Origin of the sequence: uncultured Sphingorhabdus sp. (assembly GCF_937872355.1) — a bacterium.
In the GTDB taxonomy this organism is placed as follows: Bacteria; Pseudomonadota; Alphaproteobacteria; order Sphingomonadales; family Sphingomonadaceae; genus Sphingorhabdus_B.
On the sequence record NZ_CALMSV010000269.1, the window covers coordinates 1 to 16,701 of the forward strand.

Genomic DNA, 16,701 nt, shown 5'->3' on the forward strand with positions numbered 1-16,701 from the left:
AGGTCGAGCTGTTGCTGGGGGCTCACCGAACGCATCAACGGCGCACCGGGCGTGCAGACAGGCAAATGCCTTGTCCGGGATCGGATGTTGAATTGCGGCGACCATTTTGCGCCCAGGCATCGAGATCGACTATGGCGTAGACAATGCGCCGACCGAGCTTGTGAAAGGCCGGGCCCGTCCCATAGCAACGATGCTTTTCAAGCGTGCGGGCTGAGAGACCCAAATGCACGGCAGCATCGGGCGTCCTGACATAGCGCGGGAATACCGGGACGAAATCTCCATCCATGAAACGTCTCCTGTGAAGTGCCGGACACAAGGGGTTGGCCCGGCGAGCAGGAGGCGAGATTTGAGATTTTCAGGGACTTGGGTGAACGGACATAAGGCGTGGCTGCCGAATGTCCCGATCAGTGGCCGCTCAACAGGGCGAGATAGCCGCCGTCGCGCATAGCGAGCGCCTGTCGCTGCCAGCGCGCAATCCGTTTGCGCTCGCTCGACGTGTCCCATTCGGCGGCTGAATATCGACGGGCATCGCGGGCGATAAGTTCGATGGCCAATTCGCGTGTGGTTGCGCCGTCAGACAGCGCATCAAGCAACCGAAGCCATTGGACCAGACGCCAGTGCTCTGACGGACCGGGCGCAAGGCAGAACGGGAGCTTCTTCACATGTCCGAGATGGCAATGCTCATGAAAGTCGGAAACAGCGGCCTGCCGCGTTTCCCAAAATGCGTCGCCCGGAAGAACATAGGCGAGCGGTTCGGTCTCTGTTGTTTCGCCGCGAATATTCAGGCGGTAGCGACGCTTCGCCGTCGAGAGGACGAGATGCCGCCCTTCCTCATCGCGGTGCTGGGCCGCGATATTCATGCTCCCGACAATTTCGGCTTGGCTGCAGCCGTCGCAAGGGAAAGGAGCCGGGCGCAAAAGGATGACGCTGGCCGCTGTAGATGGGTGCCAGACGATCGGGAGATGATGGGCTGGTAGATCAGGGTCCGCAGCGAAAGACCAACCCCCAGTGCCGAGCCAGACGACTCAGCGCGAGTGGCGCAGCGTCAACGGCTTCAGCATATTGGTCGCGGTATTCAGGATTACGGCGCAGGAATTCCTGCGCGAAATCCGTGCGGTCATAGGTTTCATACGCTTTGGCGTAATTCTCCGAACGCCAGTCGGGCGGCTTCTCCATCGCACCTCTCCTATGAGGTTTTTTTGGAGTCGAACGATCATGTCTGAGCCGTGACGAGAGAAGTGCTCGAGTCAGTTCCGTGCTCCCCCGCGGCAAGGCACAATCGATTGCGCCAGATTGGTGCTAAATGCCCAGTTTTATTGGGTTCGCGGGACCATCAGGTGTTTGTAGCCATGTTCCGTCATCCACTTGGCACGGGCGAGATGGGTAGCATAGACCCTTTGCGCTCGATCCGGCTCACTGGCCGGATCGATGGCGAAGATGATCGAAACCGCCTCTTCCCATGAAGCCCCGTCCTTTTCGGCATCCAGCAGGCGGAGATACGTGACGAGGTGGCGCTCATCATAAGCGCTCAATCGGTCTGACTGCGGTGGTTCATCGGCAAACTCAGGAGCCGACATGGGTCTCTCCTTTTAGCAAAACCTGTTTCGTGACTGCGCCCCTGCAAAGGGCGCAGAGAAGCATGGCGAACTTAACCCCAATCGGGCAGTGCGTTATCCCCAGCATGGGATAACGCTGAGCCCGGCTTGCCGGGACAAAACATTCCCGGAGGCAAAGATCTGCCTTTTGTAGTTCAGAAATTGTAAAATTGCTGCTGAGATTCGGTGAATGGCGGTGGGTTTGCGTTCAACGACCGCCAGGTTTTTCGAAAAATCGCACGGGATCGACGGCAAGTTCTTCTGCGAGTCGCTCGATAGTGTCGAGCGTTGGCGAATTGGCTGCGCGTTCGAGAAGGCCGACATAGTTTCGGTTGATTCCGGCACGATGCGCCAATTCCTCCTGCGAAAGCCCACTGGCGTGTCGCAATCGCCTTAAATTCGTCCCAAAAATCTCCCGAAGCCTCATGCTTCGTGGGTCGGCGTAACCCTAATATACTGCCACCCAATATACTAGGGATTCGTCATCGCCCGGTGTGACCCGGGCGATGACTTGGCCGATTCAATGGTCGTTGCGGCGGCTCGGGCGGTTCCAGACCAGATCGTGACTGCCGTCCTCGGCTTCGAAGAGCTGGGCGAAAATGGGCGCCATGAAGCTGGGGTCGTCGAGCTTCACCGAGAGGTACGGCCGGTCGTCCTGGGTGTGCTTTTTCCAGGCTGCGCCGATTTCGACTTCGCCGATGAGGACCCGGTGGGTGGGGGCATTGCCGCTGGTGTTTTCTTCCGCGACGATCCTGACTGATTTGGCCTGAAGGGCGAGAGTGACGATCTGGCCCCGGAGTTCGCCCGAAACCATCTTGAAGTTGCCGATCTTTGCCATGGGTATTTCCTTTCCGTTGGACGGGACCGCGCCAGTGCGGCCTCGATGCGCGGATAAGGGTCAGCCAGTGGCAGGCGCCGCAGCGTCAGCCCGCAGCGTTAGCGAAGGACGGTTTGGCCGGGCTTTCTTGTCTCGCGAGGAACGGCGGAACGCCGGGGGAAGAAAGTTCGGCAAGCACCGTTGCGGCAAGCCTGCCAAGCGAAGCGCCTTGCTGACATGGGCGCGGATCGAAAGAGGCCGTACTGGTCGGTTCTGCCGGGAAGGACGCCAGATGCTGATCGAATGCACTGGCTCGGGTGAACGCTGGCCCTGAACCCTCGGTTCAAAATCGGCAAAGCGGAGGACACGACTGGAACACCGGTATTGCCCCCTCACGGCCATCACTCGGCCGACATTGATTGGCCTGTAGAGGCTTGCCCACCCACGGGACTGGCAAACTTTGAGGTGACGTGCGTATCACGCTGCGACATCGTCACGCTTCGCCATGCCGAGAGGGATGTCGCCATTGCAGCGATGGATCCAAGGATCGCCAGCAGCATGCTGTTATCCGTTGCCAGCGATCCAAGCGCGTGCGCGGCCTGAAAACCGGCGATGCCCGCGGGTATGGCAAAGAGGAGCGCGATCCCGGCACGGAGCATGGGGGAGCGGATAAAGGCAATGAGGCCCTGTCCAATCAGAAGCGTAGCAATGCCTGCCGCCAGTCCGCCCATGATTGCTCCGAGATGACCAACATCATGGCGGAGCAGCAGGAAAGCACACGTGAGCCCGGCATAGACAGGCAGCGCGTAGCTGGCGAGGCGGAAGAGCAGCGCGAGCACATAGAGACCAGCAACGGCCCCGAGGATGAGAAAAATGGTCATAAGCGTCCCTTGTCTGGACGCGCTCGCCACCACCACCTCAGCGCAATCTGCGGTGCAAGAATAGCACGGCAGGGCACAGGCCGAAAAGGCGAAATGTGCCTGAGGTTAGCGGCTGAAGGGGTCATATTCGCGAACCACCTGTTCGGGGTCGCCATCAAATTCGTCAGCGGGGATGACGAAGTAGCCCTGATTGGTTTCAATGAGGACGATGACCGTCATCAGCGTCCGGGAGAGGTTCCAGCCAAGCGATTGTGCGGTTGCCAGTGGCATGTTGCGGCTCCTGCCTTGGAGCGGGACCACCCCGCTCGACAGTCGCCCCACAGGCCGGGGGCTGGCCGCAATCACCGCAGCAAAGCTGCGGCCGCACGCGCACGCGTAGCGGACCCTTCACGGGTTGATTGAAGGAGGACAGGCTTCGAGCCCAGGGATCAGCGGCTATTGCGAGCGAGTGGTTCTGCGGCGGTTCGAGCTATGCCAATTGCGACCAGCTAATTTCGCGGTTCTCTCCGATGCTGATCTAGGCATCACTTCAAAACGATGATGACCGGTATCGCAGTCACGAAGCCATTTCATGACCGTCATATCCGGCATTGCGGTTCATATGATCGAGCATCCCCGCACCTATGCCGATGGAGCGCCGCAGCTTTGAGTGGAAGCATGGCAAGAATACGCAACCTGCCTGTAGTCAGGAAGCGCTCCGCTCCTATCGAGTCGCATCCGCGCTGGGGCCAGAGTGACTTTCCAACAGCAGCGTCCAGAACCGAAACCGTTGCGGGCGGCGACTGAAAACCCACACCGCTATCAGGCGATGGGGTTCGAGAACGTGTGGGAGAGTTTTGGTCACGCCGAAACGGCTGTCCGAACCTGCGCCACGGCCATCCGGTCGTTTCTTCCCAGCATATTACGCCACTGTTACGCTGAGCCAAATTTGAGGCGCGTAATAAGAAAACCAATCTCGGCTTGCGCCGTTAAGTATTGATTTTGCTTGGAAAAACTGGAGCGGGCGAAGGGATTCGAACCCTCGACCCCAACCTTGGCAAGGTTGTGCTCTACCCCTGAGCTACGCCCGCTCTGGCGGCTGGAATCAGGTGATGTCCAGCGGGTGAGGCGCGCCATTAGCAGGCGTCATCGGGGGCTGCAACCCCTTTAATCACAGGAAATTTGCTTTGCTTTTTTTCAGCTCTGCGGGCCAATCTCTTGGCATATCCGCGCCGCACCCCACATAAAGCGCATAGATGATTCGGATAATGGGAGCAGTATTTTGGCCAGCATGGGTTTGACCACCGAAGAACAGAAAGCGGTGCAGGCATTTCGGGAAGAGATTGTCGAGCCGTCGATGACCAAGCTCGTCATCCTCGATTTCTGGGCCGAATGGTGCGGGCCGTGCAAGCAACTGACGCCAGTTCTTGAAAAGGTGGCGGCGGATTATGCTGACAAGGGCGTGGTACTCGCCAAGGTGAATGTAGACGAGAACAAGTTCATCGCCGCGCAATTCCAGATCCGTTCGATCCCCACCGTCTATGCGATGTTCCAGGGGCAGCCAGTGGCGGACCTGACCAATGCACGCACCGAGCCGCAATTGGCAGCGATGCTCGACCAGCTGCTTGCCAAACTGCCTATTCAGCCTGGCGCAGCGGCAGATTCCGGACCCAGTCTGGACGAAGTTGCTGCCGCAGGGATGGAAGCGCTGGCCGAAGGGGCGAATGAAGAGGCCTATGCCATATTCACCGAAATTCTGGGTGTCGATGCCGAGCACAAGGCCGCGCTGGCTGGCATGCTGGAGGCATTGATTGCGCTCGATAGAAAGGAAGAGGCGCAGGCGATTCACGCCAGCCTGACCGAAGAGCAGCGCGCCGATCCTGCGCTGGAACGCGTCGGAACGATGCTCGCCATTGCAGCGGAGGCGCGCGATCCGGAAGAAGTTATTGCACTGAAGGCGGCGGTTGATGCCGACCCCGACAACCATCAGGCGCGGTTTGATCTGGCCAACGCCCTGATGGCAGCAGGCGACCGCGATGGCGCCGCAGACGCGTTGCTCGCGGTCATCGCCGCCGACCGTGAATGGAATGAGGGGGCAGCGCGCAGCCGATTGCTGGAAATATTCAGCATGATCGGCCTTGAAGACCCCTGGGCGTCGGCGACGCGACGTAAGCTGTCGGCGATATTGTTCGGCTGATGGCAAGTTGATGACAGTCAAGCGGATCTCGATCTTCCCGCTGTCCGGCGCAATATTGCTGCCTGACATGCAATTGCCGCTGCATATTTTCGAACCACGCTATCGAGCGTTGGTCAGCGATGCGTTGGCGCGCGATCGGATGATCGGGATGATCCAGCCCAAGGGCGGCGGGGATACGCCAAGCCTGTTCTCTGTTGGCTGTCTTGGGCGTATCGGGGATGTCGAGGCGCTGGAGGACGGACGTTACAATATCGTACTGGAAGGGCTGCAGCGCTTCACCCTATTGCGTGAACTCGATGTGACGACACCTTTCCGCCAGATCGAAGGCGAATTGTGGGAAGAGGATGAAATCGGTGAAACGCTGTCGCTTGGCGAACGGGCGGCATTGGAGATCGAATCGCGCCGTTTTGCCGATGCGCAAGGCTATGCGGTGGACTGGAATGCGGTCGGGCAGCTTGACGATTTCTCACTGGTCAACGTCATCGCCCAGATTGCGCCTTTTGATGTAGCTGCCAAACAGGCTTTGCTCGAATCAAAAGGGCTGGCAACGCGCAGTGAGTTGATCATCCAGTTGATGCAATTTTTCGGGCGTCACGATGGATCGGACGACCGGGTTACGCTGCAGTAAGGCCCTCCTCCCGCAAGCGGGAGGGGAGAACAGCGTTACCCGCCGAAGCTGGCGCGCAAACCATCGATCACAAATTGCGCCGCCAGTGCGCCGAGCAACACGCCGAGCAAGCGTGTGATGACGGCTTCGGCCTTTGATCCCAGCACACGCATGATCGGCCCTGCCGCAACCAGTGCGATCAGTGTCAGCAGCAGCACGGCGCCCAATGCGCCAAGCACCACCAGAGAGCGATCAAGCCCCTCATTCTGGCTCATCAACAACATCACCGAGGCGATCGAGCCGGGCCCTGCAATCATCGGCATTGCCATCGGGAAGACCGAGACGTCCTCGATCTCGGGCGTATCGATGATCTTCTGTGCACGCTCTTCGCGCCGTTCGGTACGCTTTTCGAATACCATGTCGATGGCAATCAGGAACAGCATCACGCCGCCCGCGATGCGGAAGCTATTAAGTTCGATATGCAGTGCGCCGAGCAGATCTTCACCAAACAACGCAAAGACATATAATATTCCCGCTGCGATGATCGACGCACGGATCGCCATGCTCCGCCGCTGCTGTGCCGACGCGCCTTTTGTCAGGCTGGCGTAGATCGGGGCGCAGCCCGGCGGGTCTATCACCACGAAAAAGGTGATGAAGGCGGAGATGAACAGGTCGATCACGATGCGGGCGCCGCCACCTTGTCGGCGATTACGGTCTCAAAGCTCTCGCCATTCCACAGCCGTACCACCACTGACCGGGCACCATTGGGCATCACGACCCAGGTAAAATTGAGGCTCTGGTCGCGCGACAGCCCCATTTTCATTTTCGCGCCCTCGGGCGGGGCCGACAGCGGAGCACTCGGCTGGCCCTTGCAGCTGGCCACGCGCGTTTCGATCATTTCCGGCGCGGCGCGCGGTGCGGTCAACGCGTCGCCATGATCGACGACCCATTTCCATTCGCCGTCGCCGATATAGGAAGGCGGGGCCTTTTTCGGGCGCTTACCCTTTTCATGCCACTGCCAGACAGTCGTGAAATAGCCGACGGATCCGTCAGGGCGCTGCCAAGCGCCGGTGGTCACACCCGTCTTCCCGTCGCAAGACATGAAGGCCTTGTGTGGCTGCCATGTGACGGATTTGGGCGGGTTGGCTTTTTCCCTCAGCCATTCCTGTGCGAGATTTGGCTCGGGAACGAACATGACCGCATCCTTTGCCGCAGTTTCGCGAAAGGCGGTCCATTGCCCTTTTTCCTGCGCCAGCCGGTTGAACGCGATTTCCGCCGCGATGATCGCGCTGGGATTAGCACTGGGTGCAGTGGCACTGCGCGGCTTTGGTTGCGCTACGCACCCGCTGGCGATCAGGCTGAAGCCGAAGAGAAAGGGGAGCAGATGTTTGCCGGTCATGACCGGTTCATAGCCCTTCGGGGTCGGCGAGACCAGCCCGGCGGTGCGCGGCGACCAAAGTGTTACGCAACAGGCACGCGATGGTCATCGGGCCAACGCCGCCAGGCACCGGCGTGATTGCTGAAGCCAGCTCGAGCGCGCTGGCATAGTCGACATCGCCGACCAGGCGGCCTTTGGCTTCACCCGCCACCGGTTCGAGACGGTTGATACCGACATCGATTACGATGGCGCCGGGTTTCAGCCAGTCACCTTTGACCATTTCGGCACGACCGACAGCGGCGACGACAATATCGGCCTGCTGAACCCGTTGCTTCAGATCGCGGGTACGGCTGTGTGCGATAGTGACGGTGCAATTCTCGCCCAAAAGCAACTGCGCCATTGGCTTTCCGACAAGGATCGAGCGGCCAATCACAATCGCGTCCTTACCCGACAGATCGCCCATATGGTCCTTAAGCAGCATCAGCGAGCCGAGCGGGGTGCAAGGCACAAGGCCGGGCAGGCCCAGCGCAAGGCGGCCGGTGCTGATCGGCGTCAGGCCGTCGACATCCTTGTCCGGACCGATCGCCTCAACCACCGCCTGTTCGTCGAGATGTTTCGGCAATGGCAGTTGCACAAGGATGCCGTCGACGCTTTCGTCGGCGTTGAGTTGGTGCACCAGCGCGATCAGGTCTTCCTGTTTGGTATCGGCAGGCAGGCGGTGTTCGAAACTCGCCATTCCGGCGGCGACCGTCGCTTTGCCTTTTGAAGCGACATAGACCGCACTCGCCGCATCGTCACCCACCAGGACTACGGCTAGACCGGGCACGCGACCGGTGGCCTTGGTAAAGGCGGGAACAGCTTGGGCTATGCGCGCACGCCGCCCCGCGGCGAACGCTTTGCCGTCAATGATCGTTGTTCCGCTCAAAGGGCACCGCTCATATAAAGGTCGCTATAGAGCCCACCGAGCAGCATCTGGATGATGCGCAGACCGATGATCAGCACGATCGGGGAAAAGTCGATCATTCCGGTGTCGGGCATGATCTTGCGGATCGGCTTGAGCATCGGATCGAGGATCAGATTGAGCGAATGCCAAATCGACGCCACGAAATTGTTCGACAGGCTGACAACATTGAAGGCGATCAGCAGGCTGAGCACGAACTGCACGATCACCACGGTCGAAACGATAGTGACGAGATAGCCGATGATCTGGATAAGCGCGAGGAGCATCATATTCTCCGTAAAGGGGAGGGATGCGCCCGATTAGCCGAGGCTGCGCGCTGTATCAACCGTCTAGAACACCAGAAATCCGTCATTCCCGCCTTCGCGGGAATGACGAAGTCTTGTGGTTCGACGTCACTTATGCACCAGCGTGCCTGCACCTCGCGCCGTGAAGATTTCCAGCAGGCTGACATGCGGCACCCGCCCGTCGAGAATAACTGCGGCTTCAGTGCCGCCCTCGACCGCGGCGATGCAGGTTTCCAGCTTGGGGATCATCCCGCCCGTCACCGTGCCGTCTTCGCGCAACGCGCCGATCTGCTTGGGATCAAGATCGGTGAGCAAGTTGCCCGCTTTGTCGAGCACGCCGGCAACGTCAGTGAGCAAGAACAATCGTGCCGCACCCAGCGCCGCCGCAATCGCACCTGCCATGGTGTCTGCGTTGATGTTATAGGTCTGGCCGGTCTTATCGACGCCGATGGGGGCGACCACAGGGATCATCCCGCTGCCTGAAATCGTATCGAGCAGGCTGCGGTCGATATGCTTGGGCGTGCCGACAAAGCCGAGGTCCACGGCGCGTTCGATATTGCTGTCGGGGTCGCGGGTGGAACCCTCGACCTTTTCGGCGATTACGAAGCCGCCATCCTTGCCCGATATACCTACCGCGCGCCCACCAGCCTGGGCTATCCAGCTTACCAGTTCCTTATTGATCGCGCCCGACAGCACCATCTCCGCAACTTTGGCGGTTTCGGCGTCGGTAACGCGCAGACCATCGACAAAGCGGCTTTCGACCCCCAATTGCTTGAGCATCGCTCCGATCTGAGGCCCGCCACCATGGACAACCACAGGGTTGATGCCGACAGCTTTCAGCAGCACCACATCCTCGGCAAAGTTGCGCGCCGCTTCGGGATCGCCCATCGCATGGCCGCCATATTTGATGACAAAGGTCTTGCCCGCGTAACGCTGCATATAAGGCAGCGCCTCGGTTAGCGTTTCAGCCTTGGCCAGCATGGCAGGATCAGGTGCGTGGTTGGTCATAATGGCGCGCGGGTTAGCGCCCCATTGGAATTCACGCAACTATATTGCAGGGTCAGGCCGCTTTGCCGTCCAATCGTTGCCCGAGTTTGACACAGGCTGTGATCAGCAGGGGAACGAACACCACCACCAGAGTCAGCTTGGCGATGATCTGACCCGTCATGATGTTCACGATCGGCATTTCCTGCCCGCTACCGGGATCGACCACGCCGTAGAATGCGATGGTGATGAACAGCACCGTGTCGAGTGCCTGCGAGAGGAGACCGGCAATCAACCCGCGCAACCAAGCCGCCCGCCCACTGCCTTCGCCCTTCAGTTTGGTGAAAACATAGACGTTCAGGGTCTGCGAAATGCCATAGGAAATCAGTCCCGCGAGCTGCAACCGCGCGCCCTGGCCAAGGATACCGGCGAACTGGTCCTGCAACGTCCAGAAGGGGGCAGGGGGCATACGGATGACGATGAAGATCAGCGCCATCGAGAGGATCAGCGGGATGAAACCATAGCGGACGAGCTTGTCGGCCGTGTCCTTGCCATGCAGCTCGGCGACCGCGCTCGACAGCACCACCAGCATCAGAAAGGCAAATATACCCGATTCGACATGCAGCGGCCCGATTTCCGAAATCTTGGTGCCGAGTACGCCTGCCAGCACGACCAGTCCGCCATAAAGCAGCGCATAGACGAACAAGGATCGCGGGATCATCGTTCCACTGGCTTGGTTGTCGGTCATCGCGGCTTCCCCTGTTTCTGCTTTGCTGGCCAATGGTTAGCGGCTAATTTTATTGGCGCAAGGCGGAAGGGCGCGCTAACAGCTTCGACATGCACGTCGCCTCTGCGCAGGCAGGGGCCGACGAAATGAGTTTGGGGGAGTGTCGCAAATGCAAATCCTGATGAGCCTTGGCGGAATGCTATTGATCCTTGCGGTCGCCTTCCTGCTGTCCTCCAACCGCAAGGCGATCCGCCCGCGCGTCGTGCTGTCGGCCTTTGCTCTGCAGGCAGGGCTTGCTGCACTGGTGCTTTATGTGCCGTGGGGCAACCGGGTTTTGCAAGGCGCGGCGGCTGGAGTATCCAACTTGCTGGGCTATGCCAATGAAGGCACGAAATTCCTCTTCGGCGGGCTTGCCACCGATCCGTTGGGGCAGAATTTCGCGATTCAGGCACTTCCCGTCATCATCTTCTTCGCCGCTTTCATCTCGATCCTCTATTATCTCGGCGTGATGCAATATGTCATTCGCTGGATTGGCGGCGGTCTGCAGAAAATCACCGGCATCTCAAAGGTCGAAAGCCTGTGTGCGGCTTCGAACATCTTTGTCGGCCAGTCGGAATCGCCGCTGGTGATCCGCCCCTATCTGGCGACGCTCAACCCCGCGCAGCTCTTCTGCGTGATGACAGTTGGCATGGCCGGGGTCGCGGGTACCATCCTCGCGGCCTATGCTTCGATGGGCATTCGCATCGATTACCTCATCGCCGCTGCCTTCATGTCGGCACCGGGCGGAATATTGATGGCGAAGCTGATCATGCCTGACGATCCGAACGAACCAGCGGTCGATGATCCCGATATCGCGCTCGACATGCATGAGGATGAAAAGCCCGCCAACTTGATCATGGCTGCCTCACAGGGCGCGCAGACTGGAGTGAAGCTGGCGGTAGCTGTCGGCGCGATGGTGCTGGCGTTCGTGGCGCTGGTCGCATTGGCCAATGGCGTATTGGGCGGTCTCGGTAATCTGGTCGGTCTGAAGGGGCTGAGCTTTCAGGGCATATTAGGGCAAGTCTTTGCACCGGTCATGTATTTGCTGGGCGTTCCATGGAACGAAGCCGTGCAGGCAGGCGGGCTGTTCGGTACGAAAATCGTCCTCAACGAATTTGTCGCCTTTATCGATCTGGGTGCGCTGAAAACCCTGTCCGCACCGACGGTTGCCATCGTCACCTTCGCGCTGTGCGGCTTTGCCAATTTCAGCTCGATCGCAATCCAGATGGCCGTAACCGGCGGCCTCGCCCCCAACCAGCGCCCGATGATTGCCAAGCTTGGCTTGAAGGCGCTGGCGGCAGGTTCGCTGTCCAACCTGATGAGCGCGGCACTGGCGGGGCTGTTTTTGAGTCTAAGTTAGTTTTTTCAAATGCCAGATAAGTTGTTCATGTTTCTTGCCGAAGGGGTAGCAAGTGAAGCCGCCACCAAACGAGTCGGCGCGAGGCATGCGCTCATGCTCTTTGGTAGAGCGCAAGACATAGCAACGGCTGAAACATGTGCTCGTGTATATGCAGAGCAGCGGGGATGGTTGTTTGTGGGGGTGAAGCGAGGAAAGGAACTCTCCAAAGATATCAGCGAGATTACGGATGGCGTTTTGCAAATGGCTGCAAAAAGCGCGCTCGAAAACGGGAGTGGTTTAGTGATTTACAAAGATGAAATCACACCAGACTCTTGATTATGGCTCGCCCGCCAGCCCCTTCAGTTCATACAATAGATCCAACGCCTGCCTTGGGGTGAGGGCGTCGATATCCATTCCCGACAACCGGTCGCGCACGGCATCGACCTTGGCTTCGGCGGCGTCGAGGGCGGCACCGAATAGGGGCATTTCGCCGAGGCCAGCGGCCAGACCGCCGGTTTCGGCGCGGCCCTTTTCGAGTTTTTCGAGCACTTGTGCTGCCCGCGCCAAAACCGGCGGCGGCAGGCCCGCCAGTTTGGCGACCGCGATACCGTAACTGCGATCTGCAGGGCCATCTGACACTTCGTGGAGCAGCACGAGGTCGCCCTTATATTCCTTGGCGCGGACATGGTGCAGCGAGAGCGCGTCGAGCGTGTCGGCCAGCCGGGTCAGTTCGTGATAGTGCGTCGCGAACAGGCAGCGGCAGCGATTGCTTTCGTGGATGCCTTCGACCACCGCCCAGGCAATGGCGAGGCCGTCATAGGTCGAGGTGCCGCGTCCGACTTCGTCAAGGATGACGAAGCTGCGCTCGGTCGCCTGCGCAAGGATCGCGGCGGTTTCGACCATTTCAACCATGAAGGTCGATCGCCCGCGCGCGAGATTGTCTGACGCGCCGACGCGGCTGAACAGCCGGTCCACCAAACCCAGTCGCGCGGAAGTGGCGGGCACATAGCTTCCCGCCTGCGCGAGGATGACGATCAGTGCATTCTGCCGCAGAAAGGTCGATTTACCGCCCATATTGGGGCCGCTGACCAGCCATAATCTATTTTTTTCAGATAGTTGCACGTCATTTGCAATGAAGCGTTCGCCCAGGCGGGCCAAAGCACTTTCCACCACCGGATGCCGCCCGCCTTCAATATATAGGTCAGGTGTCTCTGTATATTCGGGCAGGCACCATCGCCCTTCGGCTGCGCGTTCGGCGAGTGCCGACGCAACATCAATCCGCGCCAGCGCATCCGCGCTTGCGGCGATGGCATCACGCCGCGTGAGCACATGGCCGATCAATTCCTCAAGATGTGCCGCTTCGGCGGCCAGCGCGTGGCCGGAGGCTTGCGTGATCCGCAGCGCTTCTTCGTGGAGTTCGGGCGAATTGAAGCGCACCGCGCCCGCCATCGTCTGGCGGTGGGTAAAGCCGCTACCCGCCGCCATCAGCGGGTCGGCATTTTTGGCAGGCACCTCGACGAAATAGCCAAGCACGCCATTATGACGGATCTTGAGAGCGGAAATCCCGGTCGACGCACGATAACGCGCTTCCATCGCCGCCACTGCCGCCCGCCCATCGCGCCCCGCCAGTCGCAGCGCGTCGAGCGCGGCGTCATAGCCCTCTGCAATATAGCCGCCGTGCGCAGCTTCGGTCGGCGGCGTCGGCACCAGCGCACGGGTGAACAGATCGACCATTGCGCCATGTCCGTCGAGTGCTGGAAGCAGGCCTTCGAGCAAAGCTGGCCGTTCGGCCATCGCCCCCAGCCGCTCGCGCAAGATGCGCGCGCCATCCAGGCCGTCACGGATTTGCCCCAAGTCTCGCGGGCTTCCGCGTCCAGCCACGACGCGGCCCAGCGCGCGGGCAATATCGGGCAATTGACGCAGCGCGGTGCGGGTGCTGTCGCGTAGCAAAGGCGCGTCATGAAACCACTGCACCAGTGCCAGTCGCGCTTCGATTGCGCCCTTGTCCATCAATGGGGCAGACAGGTCCGCCGCCAGTTGTCGCGCACCTGCCCCAGTAATCGTCCGGTCAATCTCGGCGAGCAACGAACCCGCGCGTCCGCCGCCATTGGCCGAACGGGTAATCTCAAGGCTGTCGCGCGTTGCCTGGTCGATCAGCAGATATTGCTGCACTTCGCGCCGCACCGGCACTTTGAGGAAGGGCATTTTGCCCTGCCCGACATGCTCCAGATAAGCGAGCAGGCCACCCGCCGCTGCCAATTCGGCGCGACTCAATGAAGCAAAATCAGTGTTCCCGAAATGCGCGGTGAGGGCGCCCTTGCCTCCCATGCTGTCAAAATCATCGCGCGGTCGTTCGATTGCGCCATAGGGTTGGGCGGCAAAGCCTTCAGGCGTCACCACTTCGCTCGGCCCGAGCCGCGCCAGCTCGGCCTCAAGTGCAGAGGCCGACACGCAACTTACCTCGAAATAGCCGGTCGAGATGTCTGCGGCGGCGAGGCCAATCTCCCCACCCGCCTCGGCAAGCGCGACGAGAATGTTAGATGCCCAGCTATCAAGCAGGCTGTCCTCGGTCAGCGTGCCTGCTGTTACAAAACGGATGATGTCGCGCGCGACCAATGCCTTTGATCCGCCACGCGCCTTGGCCTCTTCGGGCGTTTCGGTCTGTTCGGCAATCGCGACCCGGTGCCCGGCCTTGATCAGCCGCGCCAGATAGCCCTCGGCGGCATGTACCGGCACGCCGCACATCGGGATCGGCTGCCCGCCATGTTCGCCGCGTGAAGTCAGCGCGATGTCGAGCGTTTGCGACGCGGCCTTGGCGTCGTCAAAAAACAGCTCAAAAAAGTCGCCCATGCGGTAGAACAGCATGCAGTCGCCGGCTTTCGCCTTCAATTTCAGATATTGCGCCATCATTGGCGTCGGCGTTTCGAGGCCGGGCAATGCGACATTCTTGGCTGGGCGCGAGTCCATCCCCGCCTGATACCGGCTTGGCGGGGGCAGGCAACCAGCCCCCCCCCGGAGGTTTTGGGAAAAGTTGTGCCCCGGCCCCAGCTTGATCGGGTCTGGGCGGGGCAAGCCAACAGCCGCCCGCCGATGATTTGTGGAATAAGTTTGACCTCGCCCGAAGCATGCAGACTTGCGCCCTTGCCGTGCTTGCCGCTAGGGCGGACACGTATCAGAACAAAAGCAAGGCAAGCGATTATATGAGCGAAAGCGACGTCCCCTTTACCGCCCGCGAAGCATTGCTGTTCCATTCGCAAGGACGTCCCGGGAAGATAGAGATTGTCGCGACCAAGCCGATGGCGACGCAGCGCGATTTGAGCCTCGCTTACTCGCCCGGTGTTGCGGTGCCGGTGCAGGCGATCGCAGACGATCCAGCAACCGCCTATGATTATACCGCCAAGGGCAATCTGGTCGCCGTGATTTCTAACGGCACCGCCATCCTTGGTATGGGCAATCTGGGGGCCTTGGCCTCAAAGCCGGTAATGGAAGGCAAGGCGGTGCTCTTCAAACGCTTCGCCGATGTCGACTCGATCGATATCGAGGTGAAGACCGAGGATGCGCAGCGCTTCATCGATGCCGTCGAACTGCTCGAGCCCACCTTTGGCGGCATCAATCTGGAAGATATTGCAGCCCCCGACTGCTTCGTGATCGAGCAGACTCTGCGCGAGCGCATGAACATTCCTGTATTCCACGACGACCAACATGGCACCGCGATCATTTCAGCGGCCGGCTTGATCAACGCCTGCCTGCTAACAGGGCGCGAGCTGAAGGATATCAAGGTTGTCTGCAACGGTGCGGGTGCGGCGGCGATCGCCTGCACCGAGCTGATCAAGGCGATGGGTGTGCCGCATGGCAATGTCATCATGTGCGACCGCAAGGGTGTGATCTATCAGGGCCGTGCCGAAGGGATGGACCAGTGGAAATCGGCCCATGCCGTCCCCACTGAGGCGCGCACATTGGCAGAGGCGATCAAGGGTGCAGACGTTTTCCTTGGGCTTTCGGCGGCGAATGCGATGACCAAGGATATGGTCCGCGACATGGCCGACCAGCCGATCATCTTTGCGATGGCCAATCCCGATCCCGAAATCACCCCTCCCGATGCTTTAGAAGCGCGGCCCGACGCGATTGTCGCCACCGGGCGTTCGGACTATCCTAACCAGGTCAATAATGTCCTTGGTTTCCCCTTCATCTTCCGCGGCGCGCTCGACGTTCGGGCGACGACAATCAACGAAGAGATGAAGATCGCCGCCGCCAATGCAATTGCCGAGCTGGCGCGCGAGACGGTGCATGAGGATGTGGCGGCGGCCTATGGCGGCAATGCGCAAAGCTTTGGCCGCGATTACATCATCCCCGCCCCGTTCGACCCGCGCCTGATTGAGGTTGTATCCTCGGCGGTGGCCAAGGCGGCGATGGACAGCGGCGTCGCGCAAAAGCCGATTGCCGATATGGATGCCTATCGTGCCTCGCTGCGCGCCCGTCAGAACCCGACGACGTCGGTGATGGCGCAGGTCTACGAAGCGGCCCGCGCAAAACCGAAACGGGTGATCTTTGCCGAGGCCGAGGAAGATGTCGTACTGCGCGCAGCCGTGCAGTTCCGTCAGGATGGCTACGGCACACCGGTGCTGGTAGGGCGCGATGCAACCGTGCTTGCGAAGCTGCAGGCGATGGGTGTTGCCAATCCCGAAAGCTATGAGATCCACAACAGCGTCTCCAGCCCGCTCGTCCCAGCGATGGTCGACCGGCTATATTTGCGTTTGCAGCGCCGGGGTTATCTGCGCCGCGATATCCAGCGCATGGTCAACCGTGATCGCAACATCTTTGGCGCACTGATGCTGGCGATGGATCAGGGCGACGCGATGATCACCGGTATCACCCGCACCTTTGCGCAAACGATGCGCGAATTGCGGCGTGTG

The 16,701-nt window shown here is 60.1% G+C and carries 20 protein-coding genes and 1 tRNA gene; 5 read left to right on the forward strand and 16 right to left on the reverse strand.

Translation table 11 applies throughout. The features are described from left to right. Positions 1 to 34 precede the first annotated feature (34 nt). The 9 genes from Q0239_RS17090 to Q0239_RS17130 form a co-directional block, all read right to left on the reverse strand. Complete coding sequence (locus tag Q0239_RS17090; protein ID WP_006964014.1) at positions 35 to 286, reverse strand: helix-turn-helix domain-containing protein; 252 nt, start codon at positions 284 to 286, stop codon at positions 35 to 37. A gap of 118 nt (positions 287 to 404) precedes the next feature. Beyond that, positions 405 to 860, reverse strand: coding sequence for a DUF2285 domain-containing protein (locus tag Q0239_RS17095; protein WP_298605106.1), 456 nt, complete (start codon positions 858 to 860; stop codon positions 405 to 407). Positions 861 to 978: 118 nt separating this feature from the next. Next, positions 979 to 1,176, reverse strand: coding sequence for a DUF6499 domain-containing protein (locus tag Q0239_RS17100; RefSeq protein WP_129927267.1), 198 nt, complete (start codon positions 1,174 to 1,176; stop codon positions 979 to 981). Between the two features lie 137 nt (positions 1,177 to 1,313). Next, positions 1,314 to 1,577, reverse strand: a complete 264-nt coding sequence (locus Q0239_RS17105; protein ID WP_298605108.1) for a DUF2285 domain-containing protein — start codon at positions 1,575 to 1,577, stop codon at positions 1,314 to 1,316. 226 nt (positions 1,578 to 1,803) lie between these two features. Then, positions 1,804 to 1,950: a helix-turn-helix domain-containing protein gene (locus Q0239_RS17110; protein ID WP_231382252.1), complete on the reverse strand. Its 147-nt coding sequence runs from the start codon at positions 1,948 to 1,950 to the stop codon at positions 1,804 to 1,806. A 165-nt stretch (positions 1,951 to 2,115) separates the two neighbouring features. Continuing rightward, on the reverse strand, positions 2,116 to 2,433 hold the full coding sequence (locus Q0239_RS17115) for a DUF736 domain-containing protein (protein WP_006964005.1): 318 nt from the start codon (positions 2,431 to 2,433) through the stop codon (positions 2,116 to 2,118). 380 nt (positions 2,434 to 2,813) lie between these two features. After that, a complete protein-coding gene (locus Q0239_RS17120; RefSeq protein WP_298605112.1) occupies positions 2,814 to 3,293 on the reverse strand; it encodes a hypothetical protein in 480 nt (159 codons plus the stop codon). A gap of 105 nt (positions 3,294 to 3,398) precedes the next feature. Then, positions 3,399 to 3,563 carry a hypothetical protein gene (locus Q0239_RS17125; RefSeq protein WP_006964003.1) on the reverse strand — a complete coding sequence of 55 codons (165 nt, stop codon included), beginning with the start codon at positions 3,561 to 3,563 and terminating at the stop codon, positions 3,399 to 3,401. Between the two features lie 725 nt (positions 3,564 to 4,288). Then, positions 4,289 to 4,363 (reverse strand) — tRNA-Gly (locus Q0239_RS17130). A gap of 200 nt (positions 4,364 to 4,563) precedes the next feature. Here Q0239_RS17130 and Q0239_RS17135 point away from each other — a divergent pair. Continuing rightward, positions 4,564 to 5,469: a tetratricopeptide repeat protein gene (locus Q0239_RS17135; protein ID WP_298605114.1), complete on the forward strand. Its 906-nt coding sequence runs from the start codon at positions 4,564 to 4,566 to the stop codon at positions 5,467 to 5,469. A gap of 10 nt (positions 5,470 to 5,479) precedes the next feature. Continuing rightward, complete coding sequence (locus Q0239_RS17140; RefSeq protein ID WP_298605116.1) at positions 5,480 to 6,097, forward strand: LON peptidase substrate-binding domain-containing protein; 618 nt, start codon at positions 5,480 to 5,482, stop codon at positions 6,095 to 6,097. 35 nt (positions 6,098 to 6,132) lie between these two features. Here the strand turns inward: Q0239_RS17140 and Q0239_RS17145 are convergent, their stop codons facing one another. From Q0239_RS17145 to Q0239_RS17170, 6 genes are all read right to left on the reverse strand, one after another. Continuing rightward, the gene (locus Q0239_RS17145) at positions 6,133 to 6,756 is read right to left on the reverse strand and encodes a MarC family protein (protein WP_298605117.1); all 624 of its coding nucleotides are present in this window, start codon (positions 6,754 to 6,756) and stop codon (positions 6,133 to 6,135) included. Next, positions 6,753 to 7,475 (reverse strand): hypothetical protein, encoded by a 723-nt coding sequence (locus tag Q0239_RS17150; protein WP_298605118.1) that lies wholly within the window; start codon positions 7,473 to 7,475, stop codon positions 6,753 to 6,755. The genes Q0239_RS17145 and Q0239_RS17150 overlap by 4 nt, the downstream gene beginning before the upstream one ends. A gap of 7 nt (positions 7,476 to 7,482) precedes the next feature. Further along, complete coding sequence (gene folD / locus Q0239_RS17155) at positions 7,483 to 8,379, reverse strand: bifunctional methylenetetrahydrofolate dehydrogenase/methenyltetrahydrofolate cyclohydrolase FolD (RefSeq protein WP_298605119.1); 897 nt, start codon at positions 8,377 to 8,379, stop codon at positions 7,483 to 7,485. Further along, positions 8,376 to 8,684: a YggT family protein gene (locus tag Q0239_RS17160; RefSeq protein WP_298605122.1), complete on the reverse strand. Its 309-nt coding sequence runs from the start codon at positions 8,682 to 8,684 to the stop codon at positions 8,376 to 8,378. Before Q0239_RS17160 ends, folD begins: the two co-directional genes overlap by 4 nt. Positions 8,685 to 8,807: 123 nt before the next feature. Continuing rightward, positions 8,808 to 9,710, reverse strand: a complete 903-nt coding sequence (gene argB / locus Q0239_RS17165) for an acetylglutamate kinase (protein ID WP_298605131.1) — start codon at positions 9,708 to 9,710, stop codon at positions 8,808 to 8,810. Between the two features lie 49 nt (positions 9,711 to 9,759). Then, positions 9,760 to 10,431, reverse strand: a complete 672-nt coding sequence (locus Q0239_RS17170; protein ID WP_298605123.1) for a queuosine precursor transporter — start codon at positions 10,429 to 10,431, stop codon at positions 9,760 to 9,762. Between the two features lie 148 nt (positions 10,432 to 10,579). On the opposite strand from Q0239_RS17170, the gene Q0239_RS17175 reads away from it, so the two are divergent. Next, entirely contained in the window at positions 10,580 to 11,809 is a 1,230-nt protein-coding gene (locus Q0239_RS17175; protein WP_298605125.1) for a NupC/NupG family nucleoside CNT transporter, read from the forward strand. Positions 11,810 to 11,818: 9 nt separating this feature from the next. Then, positions 11,819 to 12,124 (forward strand): hypothetical protein, encoded by a 306-nt coding sequence (locus Q0239_RS17180; RefSeq protein WP_298605127.1) that lies wholly within the window; start codon positions 11,819 to 11,821, stop codon positions 12,122 to 12,124. On the opposite strand, the gene mutS is transcribed toward Q0239_RS17180, so the two are convergent. Beyond that, entirely contained in the window at positions 12,125 to 14,698 is a 2,574-nt protein-coding gene (gene mutS, locus Q0239_RS17185; RefSeq protein ID WP_298605132.1) for a DNA mismatch repair protein MutS, read from the reverse strand. Between the two features lie 290 nt (positions 14,699 to 14,988). Here mutS and Q0239_RS17190 point away from each other — a divergent pair. Beyond that, positions 14,989 to 16,701 (forward strand): NADP-dependent malic enzyme (locus Q0239_RS17190; protein WP_298605129.1); only part of this gene is annotated, 1,713 nt, incomplete at its 3' end.